17 protein-coding genes are annotated in these 18139 nt (G+C 70.5%); 8 read left to right on the forward strand and 9 right to left on the reverse strand.

Translation table 11 applies throughout. From position 1 onward, the window contains the following. Positions 1 to 24 precede the first annotated feature (24 nt). On the forward strand, positions 25 to 1788 hold the full coding sequence (gene leuA / locus AC2RP6_RS26395; protein WP_486448436.1) for a 2-isopropylmalate synthase: 1764 nt from the start codon (positions 25 to 27) through the stop codon (positions 1786 to 1788). Positions 1789 to 1857: 69 nt separating this feature from the next. Here the strand turns inward: leuA and AC2RP6_RS26400 are convergent, their stop codons facing one another. Continuing rightward, positions 1858 to 2616 (reverse strand): SDR family NAD(P)-dependent oxidoreductase, encoded by a 759-nt coding sequence (locus tag AC2RP6_RS26400; protein ID WP_486448437.1) that lies wholly within the window; start codon positions 2614 to 2616, stop codon positions 1858 to 1860. A 150-nt stretch (positions 2617 to 2766) separates the two neighbouring features. On the opposite strand from AC2RP6_RS26400, the gene AC2RP6_RS26405 reads away from it, so the two are divergent. The 5 genes from AC2RP6_RS26405 to AC2RP6_RS26425 all read left to right on the forward strand — a co-directional run bounded on the left by AC2RP6_RS26405 (position 2767) and on the right by AC2RP6_RS26425 (position 7795). After that, positions 2767 to 3462 (forward strand): TerB family tellurite resistance protein, encoded by a 696-nt coding sequence (locus tag AC2RP6_RS26405; RefSeq protein ID WP_486448438.1) that lies wholly within the window; start codon positions 2767 to 2769, stop codon positions 3460 to 3462. A 536-nt stretch (positions 3463 to 3998) separates the two neighbouring features. Continuing rightward, positions 3999 to 5564, forward strand: a complete 1566-nt coding sequence (locus AC2RP6_RS26410; RefSeq protein WP_486448439.1) for a nucleobase:cation symporter-2 family protein — start codon at positions 3999 to 4001, stop codon at positions 5562 to 5564. Between the two features lie 94 nt (positions 5565 to 5658). Further along, positions 5659 to 6405 carry a DNA repair protein RecO gene (recO, locus tag AC2RP6_RS26415; protein ID WP_486448440.1) on the forward strand — a complete coding sequence of 249 codons (747 nt, stop codon included), beginning with the start codon at positions 5659 to 5661 and terminating at the stop codon, positions 6403 to 6405. Positions 6406 to 6416: 11 nt separating this feature from the next. Continuing rightward, positions 6417 to 7238 carry an isoprenyl transferase gene (locus tag AC2RP6_RS26420; RefSeq protein WP_486448441.1) on the forward strand — a complete coding sequence of 274 codons (822 nt, stop codon included), beginning with the start codon at positions 6417 to 6419 and terminating at the stop codon, positions 7236 to 7238. Between the two features lie 23 nt (positions 7239 to 7261). Continuing rightward, positions 7262 to 7795, forward strand: coding sequence for a YcxB family protein (locus AC2RP6_RS26425; RefSeq protein WP_486448442.1), 534 nt, complete (start codon positions 7262 to 7264; stop codon positions 7793 to 7795). 15 nt (positions 7796 to 7810) lie between these two features. On the opposite strand, the gene AC2RP6_RS26430 is transcribed toward AC2RP6_RS26425, so the two are convergent. The 4 genes from AC2RP6_RS26430 to AC2RP6_RS26445 are packed head-to-tail and all read right to left on the reverse strand — an operon-like array spanning position 7811 to position 10985. Continuing rightward, positions 7811 to 8239 (reverse strand): Fur family transcriptional regulator, encoded by a 429-nt coding sequence (locus tag AC2RP6_RS26430; RefSeq protein ID WP_078626133.1) that lies wholly within the window; start codon positions 8237 to 8239, stop codon positions 7811 to 7813. 42 nt (positions 8240 to 8281) lie between these two features. Then, the gene (locus tag AC2RP6_RS26435) at positions 8282 to 9145 is read right to left on the reverse strand and encodes a metal ABC transporter permease (protein WP_486448443.1); all 864 of its coding nucleotides are present in this window, start codon (positions 9143 to 9145) and stop codon (positions 8282 to 8284) included. Further along, on the reverse strand, positions 9145 to 9963 hold the full coding sequence (locus tag AC2RP6_RS26440; RefSeq protein ID WP_486448444.1) for a metal ABC transporter ATP-binding protein: 819 nt from the start codon (positions 9961 to 9963) through the stop codon (positions 9145 to 9147). Before AC2RP6_RS26440 ends, AC2RP6_RS26435 begins: the two co-directional genes overlap by 1 nt. Further along, a complete protein-coding gene (locus tag AC2RP6_RS26445; protein ID WP_486448445.1) occupies positions 9963 to 10985 on the reverse strand; it encodes a metal ABC transporter substrate-binding protein in 1023 nt (340 codons plus the stop codon). The genes AC2RP6_RS26440 and AC2RP6_RS26445 overlap by 1 nt, the downstream gene beginning before the upstream one ends. Before the next feature lie 155 nt (positions 10986 to 11140). Between AC2RP6_RS26445 and AC2RP6_RS26450 the strand changes: the two genes are divergently transcribed. Continuing rightward, positions 11141 to 12523: a glycine--tRNA ligase gene (locus AC2RP6_RS26450; protein WP_486448446.1), complete on the forward strand. Its 1383-nt coding sequence runs from the start codon at positions 11141 to 11143 to the stop codon at positions 12521 to 12523. Between the two features lie 87 nt (positions 12524 to 12610). On the opposite strand, the gene AC2RP6_RS26455 is transcribed toward AC2RP6_RS26450, so the two are convergent. From AC2RP6_RS26455 to AC2RP6_RS26470, 4 genes are all read right to left on the reverse strand, one after another. Beyond that, positions 12611 to 13348 carry a VC0807 family protein gene (locus AC2RP6_RS26455; RefSeq protein ID WP_486448447.1) on the reverse strand — a complete coding sequence of 246 codons (738 nt, stop codon included), beginning with the start codon at positions 13346 to 13348 and terminating at the stop codon, positions 12611 to 12613. A gap of 147 nt (positions 13349 to 13495) precedes the next feature. After that, a complete protein-coding gene (locus AC2RP6_RS26460) occupies positions 13496 to 14089 on the reverse strand; it encodes a TetR/AcrR family transcriptional regulator (protein WP_486448448.1) in 594 nt (197 codons plus the stop codon). Positions 14090 to 14110: 21 nt separating this feature from the next. Continuing rightward, complete coding sequence (locus AC2RP6_RS26465; protein ID WP_486448449.1) at positions 14111 to 15208, reverse strand: aldo/keto reductase; 1098 nt, start codon at positions 15206 to 15208, stop codon at positions 14111 to 14113. 125 nt (positions 15209 to 15333) lie between these two features. Continuing rightward, positions 15334 to 16782 carry an MFS transporter gene (locus AC2RP6_RS26470; RefSeq protein ID WP_486448450.1) on the reverse strand — a complete coding sequence of 483 codons (1449 nt, stop codon included), beginning with the start codon at positions 16780 to 16782 and terminating at the stop codon, positions 15334 to 15336. 33 nt (positions 16783 to 16815) lie between these two features. Here AC2RP6_RS26470 and dusB point away from each other — a divergent pair, with 33 nt between their 5' ends. Next, entirely contained in the window at positions 16816 to 17976 is a 1161-nt protein-coding gene (dusB, locus tag AC2RP6_RS26475; protein WP_486450454.1) for a tRNA dihydrouridine synthase DusB, read from the forward strand. The last annotated feature ends 163 nt before the right edge of the window (positions 17977 to 18139 follow it).

Here is an 18139-nt window from a genome sequence, read left to right on the forward strand (position 1 = left end):
CGGACACGCGAGGAGCCCAACGCCATGAGCCAGCAGCCTTTTGTCGGTCGCCCCACGCCCATCACCAACGCGACCCACTCCCAGAAGTCCTCCGGGATGCCGATCCACAAGTACGGCTCGTACGAGCAGGTGGACATCCCGGACCGCACCTGGCCCGATGCCCGCGTCACCAAGGCTCCCCGCTGGCTGTCCACCGACCTGCGGGACGGCAACCAGTCGCTGATCGACCCGATGACCCCGGCCCGCAAGCGCGAGATGTTCGACCTGCTGGTGCGCATGGGCTACAAGGAGATCGAGGTCGGCTTCCCGTCCTCCGGCGAGACCGACTTCGCCTTCGTGCGCTCCATCATCGAAGAGGGCGCGATCCCGGACGACGTGACCATCTCCGTACTGACCCAGGCCCGCGAGGACCTGATCGAACGGACCGTGGAGTCCCTGGTCGGCGCCAGGCGCGCCACCGTGCACCTGTACAACGCGACCGCGCCGACCTTCCGCCGGGTCGTCTTCCGCGGCTCCAAGGAGCAGATCAAGCAGATCGCCGTCGACGGCACCCGCCTGGTCATGGAGTACGCGGAGAAGCTGCTGGGTCCGGAGACCACCTTCGGCTACCAGTACAGCCCGGAGATCTTCACCGACACCGAGCTGGACTTCGCCCTGGAGGTCTGCGAGGCCGTCTGTGACGTCTGGCAGCCGGCCGAGGGCCGCGAGATCATCCTGAACCTGCCCGCCACCGTGGAGCGCTCGACGCCGTCCACCCACGCGGACCGCTTCGAATGGATGGCCCGCAACCTGACCCGTCGCGAGCACATCTGCATCTCCGTCCACCCGCACAACGACCGCGGCACCGCCGTCGCCGCCGCCGAGCTGGCCCTGATGGCCGGCGCCGACCGCATCGAGGGCTGCCTGTTCGGGCAGGGCGAGCGCACCGGCAACGTCGACCTGATCACCCTGGGCATGAACCTGTTCTCCCAGGGCATCGACCCGCAGATCGACTTCTCGCAGATCGACGAGATCCGTCGCACCAGCGAGTACTGCAACCAGATGCCGGTCCACCCGCGCCACCCCTACGCGGGCGACCTGGTCTACACCGCCTTCTCCGGCTCCCACCAGGACGCCATCAAGAAGGGCTTCGACGCCATGGAGGCCGACGCGGCGGCCCGGGGCACGACCGTCGACGACATCGAGTGGGCGGTCCCGTACCTGCCCATCGACCCCAAGGACGTCGGCCGCTCCTACGAGGCGGTCATCCGGGTCAACTCGCAGTCCGGCAAGGGCGGCATCGCCTACGTCCTGAAGAACGACCACAAGCTGGACCTGCCCCGCCGCATGCAGATCGAGTTCTCCCGGATCATCCAGGCCAAGACCGACGCCGAGGGCGGCGAGGTCACGCCCAAGGCGATCTGGGACGTCTTCTCCGACGAGTACCTGCCCAACCCCGAGAACCCCTGGGGCCGCATCCAGCTGCGCTCCGGCTCGACGGCCACCGACAAGGACGGCACGGACACGCTGACCGTCGAGGCGGTCGTGGACGGCGTGGAGACGGTCCTGAACGGCACCGGCAACGGTCCGATCTCCGCCTTCTTCGACGCGCTGGCCGGCATCGGCGTGGACGCCCGCCTGCTGGACTACACCGAGCACACCATGAGCGAGGGCGCGTCCGCCGTGGCCGCCTCCTACATCGAGTGCGCGATCGACGGCCGCGTCCTGTGGGGCATCGGCATCGACGCCAACACCACCCGCGCCTCCCTGAAGGCGGTCATCTCCGCCGTCAACCGCGCGGGCCGCTGACCCCTCGTACGGGGACCCCGCTCCTCACCACTGGAGGAGCGGGGTCCTTCCGTCCGCGGCCGCGGGACGTCAGCGGGCCAGGTAGCCGCCGTCCACGGGCACGATCGCGCCCGTCACGAACGACGCCGCGTCCGAGGCGAGGAAGGCGATGACCCGGGCCACCTCCTCCGGCTCGCCGAGCCGGCCCATCGGGTGCGCCCGCGTCACCTCCTCCAGGTACGCGGGCCCGCCCGGCTCGTCCCGCAGCGCGATCACCCGCTCCGTTCGGATCGTTCCGGGAGCCACCGCGTTGACGCGGATCCCGTGCGCCGCCCACTCGACCGCGAGGTGCTTGGTCAGCCCCGACGCGACGAACTTCGCCGGCCCGTAGGCCGCCTGGCGCGCCTGCCCGGCCACGCCCGAGATCGAGGACACGCAGACGAGCGCCCCGCCGGGCCGCGACTGCGCGGTCATCGCCTCGATGGCGTACTTGCAGGTCAGGAACATGCCGCGGCCGTCGACCGCCATGACGTGGTCCCAGTCCCGCGCTGTGGTCTCCCGTACGTCCGAAAGGGGGAGCACCCCGGCGTTCGCCACGGCGACGTCGAGCCGCCCGTAGGCCTCCACGGCGGCGGCGACCATCGCCCGGTTCTCGTCCGGATCGGAGACGTCACCGCGCACCGCGGTGACCGTCAGGCCCTCGGCGGCCAGATCCGTACGCAGCGCCTCGACCCCGGGGCCATTGATATCGGCCGCGGTCACCCGGGCGCCGGAGCGGGCCAGCAGTACCGCGGTGGCCCGGCCGATCCCGCTCGCGGCCCCCGTCACCAGACACGACTTCTCGTCCATGCGGCAGACCATAAGCGGAACCGGGGGTGCGGATCGGCCAACTCCCGGCCGGGGGACATGTTGTCTTGTCGCACGGCTGACGCATCCTCACCGATGTGGCTAACATCACGCCAACCCGGCGATGCTGCCGGACGACCACGGAGGTGCGACGTGCTGCCAGTTCGGGGTGGGGACGGCCGGAAGCTGACGGTCTGGGGCATCCGTACCACCTGGAGCACCGTGGGTGACGGGGAGTTCTTCTGCCCGGACTGCGGTGGGGACCGCAACTACCGCAGGCGCACCGGCCGCCGCCGGTTCACCGTGCTCGGGGTGCCGGTGCTGCCGCGCGGCCAGGCGGGGCCCGTCGTCGAGTGCCAGGGCTGCCGGGCGCGCTTCGGCACCGACGTCCTGGACCACCTCACCACCACCCGGTTCACCGCGCTGCTGCGGGACGCCGTGCACACCGTGGCCCTGGCCGTGCTCACGGCGGGCGGGACGGCCTCGCGCAGCGCGCTGGAGGCCGCCGTGTGCACCGTACGGGCCGCGGGCTTCCAGGACTGCACCGAGGAGCAGCTGGAGTCCCTCGTGGAGGCGCTGTCCTCGGACGAGGGCCGGCTCGGGCTGTACGACATCCCGGAGTGCTGCGGGGCCGCGCTGTCGATAGAGCTCCACGAGGCCCTGGAGCCCCTCGCCCCGCACCTGGCCGGCCCGGGCCGGGAGTCGATCCTGCTCCAGGGGGCGCGGATCGCCCTCGCGGACGGCCCGTACATCCCGGCCGAGCGCGAGGTGCTCGCCACCGTCGGGTCGGCGCTGCGGATCGGCGCGGACGAGGTGGCCCGGCTGCTGTCGGCGGTACGGGCGCCCTGAGGGGAGCCGGGACCGCCCCGGAGCGTCCGGAACGAGCCGGTCCGACGTAACGATCCGGCCTCGCGAGGGCCGAAATCTCGCCTGGTGAACACGGTGTGAAGGGCGGAGTGGACGACTCCGGGCCCGTTCGGGCTGCCCGCGAGGGCGCCGGAACGGGCCCTTCTCATGTGCGCCGCCGAGGGAGCCGTGCAGCGCGTCGTTGCAGCTCACGGCCGGTCCGGTGGGTCCGCGCACGGGCCGGGCGCCGATCATGCGGAAGCTCCGGCTCTTACTCCTGCGCCGGAGCCTCCACCACTGGAGAAACCTACAGATCTGACGTCGCGCGCGGTCAACAATTTGTAGAAGTCGACGATATCTGTGAGGCCCCCCACAGGCGTTCAATTCCGGTCACACGCCGAGAAGCCGCCGCCCCGCACAGCGGGACTTCGACCCACGTGAACGTACGGAAACCCTGGCGAACCAACGGGTTAGCGACCCACTTCGTCCAGGGACACCAGATCTCCTCTCACTTACCTACCGTGAAGGGCAAGGCTGAGATGGCACGTGTCGCCGCCCGGCTTTCCGCCGACGGAAAGCAGAGCACCCACCCGGTCGACGAGGTGCTCCCCCTCCCCAAGCTCGCGCTGTACGGCTTCCAGCACGTACTCGCCTTCTACGCCGGCGCGGTGATCGTCCCGATCATCGTGGGCGGCGCACTCAAGCTGAGCCCTGAACAGCTGGTCTACCTGATCAACGCGGACCTCTTCACCTGCGGCATCGCGTCGATCATCCAGGCCTGGGGCATCGGCCGGATCGGCGCGCGCCTGCCGCTGATCCAGGGCGTGACCTTCACCGCCGTGTCCCCGATGATCGCCATAGGCCTGGGAGCGGGCGGCGGAACAGCCGCCCTGCTGGTCATCTACGGCGCGGTCATCACCGCCGGCATCGCCACCTTCGCCTTCGCCTGGCTGCCCGCCAGGGCGTTCCGGACGGTCATGCGGCTCTTCCCGCCGGTCGTCACCGGCACGGTGATCACCGTCCTCGGCATCGTGCTGATCCCGGTCGGCCTCAACGACGCCGCCGGCGGCCTCGGCAGCCCCGACTTCGGCGAGCCCGAGAACTTCGCCTACGCCGGCGGCACGATGCTCTTCATCCTCGTCCTGATGAAGCTCGGCAAGCCGTTCCTCTCCAGCATCGCGATCCTCCTCGGACTGGTCGTCGGCACCGGCGTCGCCTTCCTCCTCGGCGACGCGAAGTTCGGCGACGTGGGCGACTCCGACTGGATCGGCGTCACCACCCCCTTCCACTTCGGCGTCCCGAAGTTCGAGTGGTTCCCGATCGTCCTGATGCTCATCGTGATGCTGATCACCATGGTCGAGACGACCGGTGACACCTACGCCGTCGGCGACATCGTCGGCAAGGAGGTCGACAGCGAGACCGTGGCCCGCGCCCTGCGCGCCGACGGCGCCGCCACCGCCCTCGGCGGCGTCCTCAACTCCTTCCCGTACGTCGCCTTCGCCGAGAACGTCGGCCTGGTGCGCATGACGAAGGTGAAGAGCCGGTTCGTGGTCGTCGCCGCGGGCGTCTTCATGATCGTCCTCGGTCTGCTCCCGAAGGCCGCCGCGATCGTCGCCGCCGTCCCGCACGGAGTCCTCGGCGGCGCCGCGACCGTCATGTTCGCCATGGTCGCCCTGGCCGGTATCCAGACCCTGGGCAAGGTGGACCTCAAGGAGGAGAAGAACGCGCTGATCGTCGGCGTGTCCCTCGCCTTCGCGCTGCTCCCGGCGACGGTCCCGGTGTTCTTCACCAAGCACATGGACGCGGACCTGTCCTCGCTGCTCAACAGCGGGGTCACCCTCGGTGCCACGGCCGCCATCGTGCTCAACCTCATCTTCAACGGCCTGGCGAAGGACGACGCCCACGACGCCCCGCAGGCGGGGGCCCGGGCCCTCGCCGAGGCAGAGGTCGACACGGCGCCCGGCTCCGACGGCACCGCCGCCGAGGCCCCCGCCGAGACCTCCGCCGAGGCCCCGGCGGCGGTGCCGGCCCAGGCCGCAGCCCCCGCCGCCTCGGCCGAGAAGGCGGACGACGCCGACCCCGCGCCGTCCCCGTCCGCTTCCTGAGCCTCCCAAGGGGTGCCGACCCCTCGCCCGGACCGTCTCCGGGCGAGGGGCCGTCGCTGTCTCCGGGCGGTTCCCCGTACGGGACAATGGGCCCATGAGTCTGTTCCGCGACGACGGCATCGTGCTGCGCACCCAGAAGCTGGGTGAGGCGGACCGCATCATCACGCTGCTGACCCGGGGCCACGGCCGGGTGCGGGCCGTCGCCCGCGGGGTGCGGCGCACGAAGTCCAAGTTCGGCGCCCGGCTGGAACCTTTCTCCCATGCCGACGTGCAGTTCTTCGCCCGCGGCAGCGACCTGGTCGGCCGCAGCCTGCCGCTCTGCACGCAGACCGAGATCATCGCCCCGTACGGCAACGGCATCGTCACCGACTACGCCCGCTACACCGCCGGCACCGCCATGCTGGAGACCGCCGAGCGGTTCACCGAGAACGAGGGCGAGCCCTCCGTGCAGCAGTACCTGCTGCTCATCGGGGCCCTGCGCACGCTCTCGCGCGGCGAGCACGAACCACACCTCATTTTGGACGCCTTCCTGCTGCGCTCGCTCGCCGTCAACGGCTACGCCCCCAGCTTCGAGGACTGCGCGAAGTGCGGGATCCACGGTCCCAACCGGCACTTCTCCGTCGCCGCGGGCGGGGTCATATGCGGGGACTGCCGGGTGCCGGGCAGCGTCGTACCCTCGTCGGAGGCCATCGCCCTGCTCAGCGCCCTGCTGACGGGCGACTGGGGGCATGCCGACGCGTGTGAGGCGCGTCACGTGCGGGAGGGCAGCGGGCTGGTCTCCGCCTACGTGCACTGGCACCTGGAGCGCGGGCTACGCTCCCTGCGATACGTCGAGAAATAGGAGTGGGGCACATGGCACGACGCGGGATTCTGGGACGCTCTCGCCGGGAGTACAAGGTTCCCGAGCCGCACCCCTCCGGTGCGGTCCCGCCGAAGATCCCCGGCGAGCTGGTCCCGAACCACGTCGCCGTCGTCATGGACGGCAACGGCCGCTGGGCCAAGGAGCGCGGCCTGCCCCGCACCGAGGGGCACAAGGTCGGCGAGGGCGTCGTGCTCGACGTGCTCAAGGGCTGCCTGGAGATGGGTGTCAAGAACCTCTCCCTCTACGCCTTCTCGACGGAGAACTGGAAGCGCTCGCCCGAAGAGGTCCGCTTCCTCATGAACTTCAACCGCGACGTCATCCGGCGCCGTCGCGACGAGATGAACGAGCTGGGCATCCGCATCCGCTGGGTCGGCCGCATGCCGAAGATGTGGAAGTCGGTCGTCCAGGAGCTGCAGGTCGCACAGGAGCAGACCGTCGACAACGACGCCATGACCCTGTACTTCTGCGTGAACTACGGCGGTCGCGCCGAGATCGCCGACGCGGCCCAGGCCATCGCGCGCGACGTGGCGGCCGGCAAGCTCGACCCCTCGAAGGTCAACGAGAAGACCTTCGCCAAGTACATCTACTACCCCGACATGCCGGACGTGGACCTGTTCCTGCGCCCGAGCGGAGAGCAGCGCACCTCCAACTACCTGATCTGGCAGAGCGCGTACGCCGAGATGGTCTTCCAGGACGTGCTGTGGCCGGACTTCGACCGGCGCAACCTGTGGGCGGCGTGCCTGGAGTACGCCCAGCGCGACCGCCGCTTCGGAGGCGCGGTGCCCAACCAGCCCGAGGGCTCCGCCGGCTGACCCCGTCGTTAGGCTCTGCCCCCATGAACACGACAGGTGGGGCGGAGCCGGCGGTCGGCGCGGAGATCGAGGCGTACTACAGTCCCCGGCTCGCCGATGCCCGCGAGGCCATGAGGTGGTACGCCCGGAGGACGGCGAGGGGGCGCGCCGGCATGCTGATGTGGCTGGGCCTACCCCTGGTGCCCGTCGTGATGGGGGCGGCCCAGGGCTTGGCGGCCGAGCAGCTGCTGGCGCTGGCCGTTCTCGGACCGTTCGTCGGCTGGTACGGGGCGTACCTGAGCCTGGACCGGAAGGCGCGTCGCCGCTACGAGTGGGCGGCCCGGCACCGTGAGTACCGCTGTACCCACTCCGACAGCGGCGTGGTCACCCGGATGCCCGACGGGACCTCGTCCCGCCTCCTGTGGAGCCATTGCGGGGGCTTCGGCGAGAGCCGGAACCTGTTCCTGCTGGTGATGGAGGACGGCGTGCTGCTGTGGCTGCCCAAGCGGGCGGCCCTGACGGACGAAGAGCTGGACCGGATCCGCGAGCTGCTCGGCCGGAAGCTGCGAAGGCTCTAGGCGATCTCTCGCCGGTCAGCCGGCGGCGGCGCAGTCGGCGCAGGTGCCGAAGATCTCCACCGTGTGGGCGACGTTCACGTAGCCGTGTTCGGCAGCGATGGACTCCGCCCACTTCTCCACGGCCGGGCCCTCCACCTCGACGGCCTTGCCGCACTTGCGGCAGACCAGGTGGTGGTGGTGATCGCCGGTGGAGCAGCGCCGGTACACGGACTCACCGTCGCTGGTGCGCAGGACGTCGACCTCTCCGGCGTCCGCGAGGGACTGGAGCGTGCGGTAGACGGTGGTCAGGCCCACGGAGTCACCACGGTGCTTGAGCATGTCGTGGAGTTCCTGGGCGCTGCGGAACTCGTCCACCTCGTCCAGCGCCGCCGCCACTGCGGCGCGCTGGCGGGTGGATCGTCCTCGTACTGGCGCGGTATTCATCTCGCCAGGCGCAGTCGCCACCGGTTCCTCCTCGTATAGGCCTGCGGCCATTGTGCCAGCCCGCTAGACCTTCACATCGTCGCGCGTGCAGACCTCTTCGGCCGCGAGCGACGCCCGGGCCCGGCGGCGGGCCAGGGGGGCGGAGAGGGCGGTCAGCGCGACGAAGACGCCGATCGCGAGCAGCACGATCGTCGCGCCCGAGGGCACGTTGATGTAGTACGTGGCCGCCGTGCCGGTGAGGGAGACGGTCACGCTGATGGCCATGGCCAGGCCCAGGGTGGTGGCGAAGCTGCGGGTGAGCCGCTGGGCGGCGGCGACCGGGATCACGAGCATCGCGCTGACCAACAGCAGGCCGACGATGCGCATGGCGACGGTGACGGTGACCGCGGCGGTGACCGCGATCAGCAGGTTCAGGGCGCGCACGGGCAGACCGGTGACCCGGGCGAACTCCTCGTCCTGGCAGACGGCGAAGAGCTGCCGGCGCAGGCCGATCGCGACGGCGAGGACGAACGCGGCGAGGATCGCCATCGCGGTCACGTCCTCGGCGGCGACCGTGGTGATCGAACCGAACATGGAGCCCAGGAGGCTGGCCGTCTGGCCGCCGCCGAGGTTGATGATCATCACGCCGCCGGCGAGGCCGCCGTAGAACAGCATGGCGAGGGCGACGTCCCCGCTGGTCCGGCCGCGGGCGCGGATCAGCTCCATGCCGACGGCTCCGACGACGGCGACGAGGGTCGCCATCCAGACCGGGCTGGTCTGGAGCACGAAGCCGAGGGCGACACCGGTCATGGCGACGTGGCCGAGGCCGTCGCCCATGAGGGCCTGGCGGCGCTGGACGAGGTACGTGCCGATGGCGGGGGCCGTGATGCCGACCAGGGCGGCCGCGATCAGCGCTCGCTGCATGAAGGCGTAGTCGAGGATGTCCATCAGCTCAGCAGTCCCGTCCGCAGGTGCTCGGCGTCGTGCGCCGCGTGGGGGTGTACGTGGTCGTGGCCGGGCAGGGCGTGCTGGCCCACGGCCTCCGGCGGCGGGCCGTCGTGGACGACGCAGCCGTCGCGCAGCACGACGGCGCGGTCGATCAGGGGCTCCAGCGGACCCAGCTCGTGCAGGACGAGCAGGACGGTGGAGCCGGCGGCGACCTGGGCGCGCAGGGCGCTCGCCAGGACCTCCTGGTTGGCGAGGTCCACGCCGGCCATCGGCTCGTCCATGATCAGCAGTTCGGGTTCGACGGCGAGCGCCCGGGCGATGAGCACGCGCTGGTGCTGGCCGCCGGAGAGGGCGTCCACGGAGACGTCGGCGTGCCCGTCCATGCCGACGAGGGCCAGGGCCTGCTCGATGGCCGCCTTGTCGGCCTTGCGCAGGAGGCCGAAGCGGGAACGGGCGAGCCGGCCGGAGGCGACGACCTCGCGGACGGTGGCCGGGACGCCGCCGGCGGCGGTGGTGCGCTGCGGGACGTACCCGATGCGGGACCAGTCGCGGAAGCGCTTGAAGTCGGTGCCGAAGAGGCTGAGGGAGCCGTCGGTCAGCGGGACCTGGCCGACGACGGCGCGGACGGCCGTGGATTTGCCGGAACCGTTGGCTCCGAGCAGGGCGACGACCTCGCCGCGCCGGACGGTGAGGTCGATGCCGCGCAGCACGGGGCGCGAGCCGAGCGAGGCCTTGGCCCCGCGCAGGGATATGACGGGCCGGTCGTCGGCCGGTCGGGGCGGGGACTGCATGGTTCGCGCCTCCGTTGCTGCTGTCATCACTTGGCTCCGAGTGCCTTCTGGAGGTTCTTCAGGTTGGACCGCATGACCTCGAAGTAGTCGGCGCCCTGGGACGTGTCGGTGATGCCCTCGATCGGGTCGAGGACGTCGGTCTTCAGGCCGGTGTCCGTGGCGAGGGTCTTGGCCGTCTTGTCGCTGGCCAGCGTCTCGAAGAACACGGTGGTGACATTGTCCTTCTTCGCGACCGCCTGGAGATCCTTCATCCGGGCCGGGCTCGGCTCGGACTCGGGGTCGACGCCGGAGATGCCCTCCTGGTCGAGGCCGTAGCGCTCGGCGAGGTACCCGAAGGCGGAGTGGGTGGTGATGAAGGTCCTGGAGGCCGTGTTCTTCAGGCCGTCCTTGAACTCGGTGTCCAACGCGGCCAGCTTGCCGACCAGTTCGTCGGTGTTCTTCTCGTAGTCCGCCGCGTGGCCGGGGTCGGCCTTCGCCAGGGCCGCGCCGACGCCCTTGGCGATCTCCGCGTACTTGACGGGGTCGAGCCAGACGTGCGGGTCGGTGCCGCCCTCGGCGTGGTCGTGTCCGTGGTCGTGGCCCTCGCCCTCGCCCTCGGCGTGGCCCTCGCCCTCGGCGTGGCCCTCGCCCTCGGCGTGGGCCTCCTCGCCGCCGTGGTCGTGGCCGTGGGCGCCGTGGGTCTCCAGCTCGGTGAGGGTGGCGGCGTCCACGATGTTCTTCACGCCGGACTGGGCGACTGCCTTGTCGACGGCGGGCTGCAGGTTCTTCAGGTAGAGGACCACGTCGGCCTCACCGAGCTGTCCGGTCTGCCTGGGAGTGATCTCCAGGTCGTGCGGTTCGACGCCCGGCTTGGTCAGGCCGTCGACCTTCACGTGCTCCTTGCCGATCTGCTCGGCTATGAACTGCAGGGGGTAGAACGACGCCGTCACGCCGAGCTTGCCGTCCTTGCCGCCGGCGGCACTCGCTCCGGAGCAGGAGGTCAGGGCCGTGGCGCCGAGGGCGACGGCGCCGGCGAGGGCGGCGGTGGGTATGAGGCGTCGTACGTTCATGACATCCATTTTCATCAAAGATGGAAACGATTGTCAAAAACCCAGGTGGGAGGGCGGGGTGGGCGGGCGTGGAAGGGGAACCGATTTGAAAGGGGGGGTGCGGGCGCCGGTAACCTAAAGACTTCGCCGTTCGTCCTCGTAATGAAGAGAGCACCGTGGCCGCCGACAAGATCGAAACCATCGTCAGCCTGAGCAAGCGCCGTGGCTTCGTTTTCCCGTGCAGTGAGATCTACGGCGGCTCCCGGGCTGCCTGGGACTACGGCCCGCTCGGTGTCGAGCTCAAGGAGAACATCAAGCGCCAGTGGTGGAAGGCCATGGTCACCGGGCGTGAGGACGTCGTCGGTCTCGACTCGTCCGTGATCCTGGCCCCCGAGGTCTGGGTGGCCTCCGGCCACGTCGCCACGTTCTCGGACCCGCTGACCGAGTGCACCTCCTGCCACAAGCGTCACCGCGCCGACCACCTGGAAGAGGCGTACGAGGCCAAGCACGGCCGCGTCCCCGCCAACGGCCTGGCCGACGTCAACTGCCCCAACTGCGGTGTGAAGGGCCAGTTCACCGAGCCCAAGCAGTTCTCCGGCATGCTGGAGACCCACCTCGGCCCGACCCAGGACACCGGCTCCAAGGCGTACCTGCGCCCCGAGACCGCGCAGGGCATCTTCACGCAGTTCGCCCAGGTCCAGGTCACCTCGCGCAAGAAGCCGCCCTTCGGCATCGCGCAGATGGGCAAGTCCTTCCGCAACGAGATCACGCCGGGCAACTTCATCTTCCGCACCCGCGAGTTCGAGCAGATGGAGATGGAGTTCTTCGTCAAGCCGGGCGAGGACGAGCAGTGGCAGGAGTACTGGATGCAGGAGCGGTGGAACTGGTACCGCGACCTCGGCATCCGCGAGGAGAACATCCGCTGGTACGAGCACCCGAAGGAGAAGCTGTCCCACTACTCGAAGCGCACCGCCGACATCGAGTACCGCTTCAACTTCGGTGGCAGCGAGTTCTCCGAGCTGGAGGGCGTCGCCAACCGCACCGACTACGACCTCAAGGCGCACTCCGCGGCCTCCGGCCAGGACCTCACCTTCTTCGACCAGGAGGCCGGTGAGCGCTACACCCCGTTCGTCATCGAGCCGGCGGCCGGTGTGAACCGCGCCATGCTCGCCTTCATGCTCGACGCGTACAACGAGGACGAGGCCCCGAACGCCAAGGGCGTCATGGAGAAGCGCACCGTGATGCGCCTCGACCCGCGCCTGGCCCCGATCAAGGTCGCCGTCCTGCCGCTGTCCCGCAACGCGCAGCTGTCGCCGAAGGCCAAGGGCCTGGCCGCCGACCTGCGCAAGAACTGGAACATCGAGTTCGACGACGCGGGCGCCATCGGCCGCCGCTACCGCCGCCAGGACGAGATCGGTACGCCGTTCTGCGTCACCGTCGACTTCGACACCCTGGACGACAACGCGGTGACCGTGCGCGAGCGCGACACCATGAAGCAGGAGCGCGTCTCCCTGGACCAGATCCAGACCTACCTCGGCAGCCGCCTGCTCGGCTGCTGACGGTCCTCGCACGAACGGCCGGTGCCCCGGCGCGCACACCGCGCGCCGGGGCACCGGCCGTTCTGCGTCCTGCCGCGCGTGCCGCGGTCAGCCCGCCGGGGCGTCGGCCGCGGCATCGGCGTCGGCCCGGGCCCGCGCCTCGGCCTCGGCGGCCCGCCTCTCGCCCTCGGCCTGCGAGCGCTTGCCGTACAGCGCGGTCCACACGCCCAGGCAGCCGAGGACCGTGTAGATCATGACCGGGCTCACCACGACCATCGTGTCGGTGTCCACCACGAAGGTCAGGGCGATCCGGACGCCCGCTTCGAGGAGGTAGACGACACCCCAGACGGTGGTCATCACGGTCATCGTCCGGCGGAAGCCCTCGTACTGCCACAGCCCGTTCCACCAGGCCGTGCTCTCGGGGGTGCCGTCGGTGGCGAACTTCCGCCCGAAGTAGAACATCAGCGGCCGCGGTGCGAGCAGGGTGGCCAGGCAGAGCAGACCGAAGAGCCCGGTCACGCCGGAGTCCTTGATCAGCAGGGCCCGTGCCGAGTGCGCGCCGACCAGCGAGACGGCCGCCGTGATCACCAGGAAGACCAGGGTGACGACGGCGAACTCGTCGAGCTTGCGGCGCCAGGCCAGATGGATGGCGCTGTCGAGCACGGGCCACGCGCTGCTGATCAGGAGCGCGCTGAACTCGCTCCACCCGTGGTCGTGCAGCTGGTTGTAGGTGATGATCGGTGCGACCACGTTGAGCCCGATGGTCAGGATCCAGCCGAGCGCGGCGGCGCCGCCCGAACGCGCCGGAGGCGCGGGTCGTTCTGTCGGAGCTTGTGGTGTGGACATGGTTCCCCCGTGATGTGCCTGTTGAAGCCGGTAGGGGAACCGTAGGAATCTTGATTGCGTACGGACAAGGCTGGCGTGCCCAAAATGATCACAAAGCCGTGCCGGGTGGCCGGTCCGGGAGGATCCGGCGGTGCGGCCGGGACCGCGTCAGGCGCGCAGGCCCCGGATCACCAGGGCGGTGACCGCCTCGAACTCCGCGACGATGGTGGGGGAGAACCACTCCGCCGCGTACTGCGGATCGTGGAAGCGGCCGGTGGCGTCGAAGACGGCACGGGCGGCCGCCGGCACGTCGGGCGCCGCGAGCGAACCGTCGGCGACCCCCTGGGCGATGATCCGGGCCAACTGCTCGATCAGCTCGGCCAGGTGCTGCTCCACCGTGCCGCTGTTCTCGGCGAGGAGCACCGTGTACGTCGCGAACAGCTCCGGGTCGTCACCGGCCTTGTGGCGCTTGGCCTCGAACAGCGCCCCCAGCCACGCCTCCAGTTTGGAGGGCGCGCCCTCGGCCGGGGCCGAGGCGATCTGCTCCAGTGCGACGACGCTCTTGGCGAGCCAGCGGTCGGTGACGGCCTCGCGCAGTGCGGCCTTCGAGGGGAAGTGCCGGTAGACGCTGCCGTGGCTGACTCCCAGGGCGCGCGCCACGTCCACCACGGTCGCCTTCGTGGGGCCGAAGCGCCGCAGCACTTCCTCGGTGGTCTCGAGGATGCGCTCGGGGGTGAGGGGCTCGGCGGCAGCGGGTGGCATGGGTACGACCGTACCGCCCGCTCAGTGCTCGCTGTCGAGGTGGGCCATCTGCGCTGCCGGATAGCGCTCGCCCGCCGCGGCGCCGGCGGGCACGGCCTCCTCGACGGCGGCCAGGTCCGTCGGGTCGAGCGTGACGTCCATGGCACCCAGTGCCTCGGTGAGGCGGTCCCGGCGCCGGGCGCCCACCAGCGGCACGATGTCCTCACCCCGCGAGAGCACCCAGGCGATGGCCGTCTGGGCGACGCTCACGCCCTTGTCGTCGGCGACCTTGCGCAGGGCGTCGACGAGGTCGAGGTTCCGGTCGAGGTTCTCGCCCTGGAAACGGGGGCTCATCCCGCGGAAGTCGCCCGGGGCCAGGGCGCGGTCGCGCGCGAAGTGGCCGCTGATCAGACCGCGGGACAGCACGCCGTACGCCGTGACGCCGATACCGAGCTCACGGGCGGTCGGCAGGATCTCCTCCTCGATCCCGCGGGAGATCAGCGAGTACTCGATCTGCAGGTCCGAGATCGGGGCCACGGAGGCGGCCCGGCGCAGGGTCTCGGCCCCGACCTCGGAGAGGCCGATGTGGCGCACGTGCCCCGCCTGGACCGCCTCGGCGATGGCTCCGACCGTCTCCTCGATCGGTACGTCCGGGTCCACGCGGGCGATCCGGTAGATGTCGATGTGGTCCCGGCCGAGCCGCTGGAGGGAGTAGGCCAGGAAGTTCCTGACCGCATCGGGCCGGCCGTCATAGCCGGCGAAGCCGCCCTCGACCGTGCGCAGCGCGCCGAACTTCACGCTGGTCAGCGCCCGGTCGCGGGCCGCCGCGGGCGCCGTGCGCAATGCCTCGTCGATCAGCAGCTCGTTGTGGCCCATGCCGTAGAAGTCGCCGGTGTCGAGCAGCGCGGCCGAGCCCTCGGGGACGGCGTCCAGGTATGCGTGGATGGTCGCGATGGACTCGGAGCGGTCGGCTTCCCCGTAGAGGGCGGACATGCCCATGCAGCCCAGCCCGAGCGGGAAGACCGCGGGGCCGGTGCGGCCGAGGCGCCGGGAGGCGGCGCGGGTGCGGGAGGTGGCGGAGGTGGCGGAGGTGGTCGTGGGCGTGGCCGTGGTCGTGTGGATGCTCTCGTTCTTGGTCATGGAACGACAATGACATGACGAGTGACAGATTTCAATATCTGTCACTCGTCGGGAGTGCGGAGCTGCCTCGACGGTGAACGAGCCGGGTGCCGGACCGGGTCCGCGCCTCGCCCGGCGCGGGCCGGTCAGATGCGGGGGGATCCCACGGCCGCCGCGGGGCCCGGTGACTCCTCCAGGGTGCGGGCGGTGCGTTCCGCCGTCCCGCGGGCCCAGGCGCCGCTCGTCGCCGCGCCCACGACCAGGACGAGCAGCCCGCACAGCGTGATGATCCACCAGGCCGGCTGGGCCGCCCCGGAGAAGTCCCGGCCGCCGGCCAGCCCGGCCGCCAGGACCGAGCCGATGACCGCGACGCCCAGCGTGCCGCCCGTCTGCCGGCTGGTGGAGGCGATGGCGGCCGCGACCCCCGCCTGCGAGCGCGGCATCCCGGACACCGCCGTGTTGGTGATCGGCGCGTTCACCATGCCGAAGCCGAGCCCGAACAGCACGTACCCGGTGAACAGGAGCGGGTTGGACGTCTCCGCCTCGAACAGGGCGAACAGCAGCCCGCTCACCGCCATCGCCACGCCCGCGATGAGCAGGCAGATCCGTGGGCCCCGACTGCCCACCAGCCGCCCGGCCAGCGGCGCGAACAGCACGGTCAGGCCGGCCATCGGCAGCATGTACAGGCCCGCGTGCAGGGCGCTGAGTCCCCGTACGTCCTGGAGGTAGAGCGTGTTCAGGAAGAGGAAGCCGGCCAGTCCGGCGAAGGCGCTGATCGCGATCACCGTCGCGCCGCTGAAGGGCGCGCTCCGGAAGAACCGCAGGTCGATCAGCGGCTCCGCACGCCGGGGCTCGTGCACCAGCAGCCCCACGAGCGAGGCGACGGCCACCACCGCGCAGCCCATGATCAGCGGCGAGCGCCAGCCGGCCGCGGGCGCCTCGATGATCCCGTACGTCAGGCTGCCGAGCAGCGCGACGACCAGCACCTGACCCAGCGGGTCGGGGCGGCGCGGCCGGGCCGCCCGCGACTCCGGGACGTGGCGCAGGGTCAGTACGAGCGCCGCCAGGCCGATGGGCAGGTTGATCAGGAAGATCGAGCGCCAGCCCACGGAGTCCACGAGCACCCCGCCGATCAGGGGGCCCGCGGCCATGGAGACGCCGCCGACCGCGCCCCACACGCCGATGGCCCGGGCCCGTTCGGCCGGATCGGTGAAGGTGTTGGTGATGATCGACATGGCGACGGGGTTGAGCATCGCGCCGCCGACGGCCTGCACCATCCGGAAGACGATGAGCCAGTCCAGGCTCGGCGCCAGGGAGCAGAGCAGGGAGCCCAGGCCGAAGGTCAGCAGACCGGCGACGAACACCTTCCGGCGGCCGATCCGGTCGGCCGTGGAGCCCATCAGCATCAGCAGCGAGGCCAGCACGAGCGTGTACGCGTCGATGGTCCACTGCAGCCCCGCGACCGAGGCGTCGAGCTCGCGCCGCATCGACGGGAGCGCGACGTTCAGCACGGTGTTGTCGAGGCTGACGATGAGCAGGCTCATGCAGCAGATCGCCAGGACGATCGTGCGCTGCCGGTGACTCGGCTCGATCATGCGCCGATGCTACGTCCGCACGACCCCCTCGGCATGCGGGACAATGGGCGGATGACCACGCTCCCCCCGCCTCTCGCGATCGGCCCGCACACCGTGCAGCCCCCGGTGGTGCTCGCGCCCATGGCCGGCATCACCAATGCCCCGTTCCGTACCCTCTGCCGGGAGTTCTCGGGCGGCAAGGGGCTGTTCGTGAGCGAAATGATCACGACCCGCGCCCTGGTCGAGCGCAACGAGAAGACCATGCAGCTGATCCACTTCGACGAGACCGAGAAGCCCCGGTCGATTCAGCTGTACGGGGTGGACCCGGTGACGGTGGGCAAGGCGGTCCGCATGATCGTCGAGGAGGACCGCGCCGACCACATCGACCTCAACTTCGGCTGCCCCGTCCCCAAGGTCACCCGTAAGGGCGGCGGTTCCGCACTGCCCTACAAGCGCAACCTGCTGCGCGCGATCCTGCGCGAGGCCGTCGCCGGGGCCGGCGACCTGCCGGTGACCATGAAGATGCGCAAGGGCATCGACGACGACCACCTCACCTACCTCGACGCCGGCCGCATCGCGGTCGAGGAGGGGGTCACCGCCATCGCCCTGCACGGGCGGACCACCGCGCAGCACTACGGCGGTACCGCCGACTGGGACGCCATCGCGCGGCTCAAGGAGCACGTGCCGGAGATACCGGTCCTCGGCAACGGCGACATCTGGTGCGCCGAGGACGCGCTGCGCATGGTCCGCGAGACCGGCTGCGACGGCGTGGTCGTGGGGCGCGGCTGCCTGGGGCGGCCGTGGCTGTTCAACGACCTGGTGGCGGCCTTCGAGGGGCGGCCCGAGGACTTCCACCGGCCCACGCTGCGCGAGGTCGCCGGCACCATGCACCGGCACGCCCAGCTGCTGGGGGAGTGGATCGGCGACGAGACGCGCGGCGTGATCGACTTCCGTAAGCACGTCGCCTGGTACCTCAAGGGCTTCTCGGTCGGGTCCGAGATGCGCAAGCGGCTCGCGGTGACCTCGTCGCTGGCCGAGTTGAACGCTCATCTGAGCGAGCTCGACTTGGATCAAGCATGGCCGGAGAGCGCCGATGGTCCGCGCGGCCGGACGTCCGGAAACAACCGAGTTGTCCTGCCGGACGGCTGGCTGAAGGATCCGTACGACTGCGCCGGTGTGAGCGAGGACGCGGAACTGGACACCTCCGGAGGCTGACAAATCGCCCTCCGTGGTGCGTGATATACGCCACGCATGGGAGAGGTTTCGCTCAGATGAGCAGATAAGTCACGGGTAAGACTTTCAAAGGGTGGCACTGGGTGCCACCCTTTGTGCGTTCAATACTTGAACGCAAATGTATCGATGATCGCTCATCCGAGCG

Source organism: Streptomyces sp. WAC03905 (assembly GCF_057371075.1).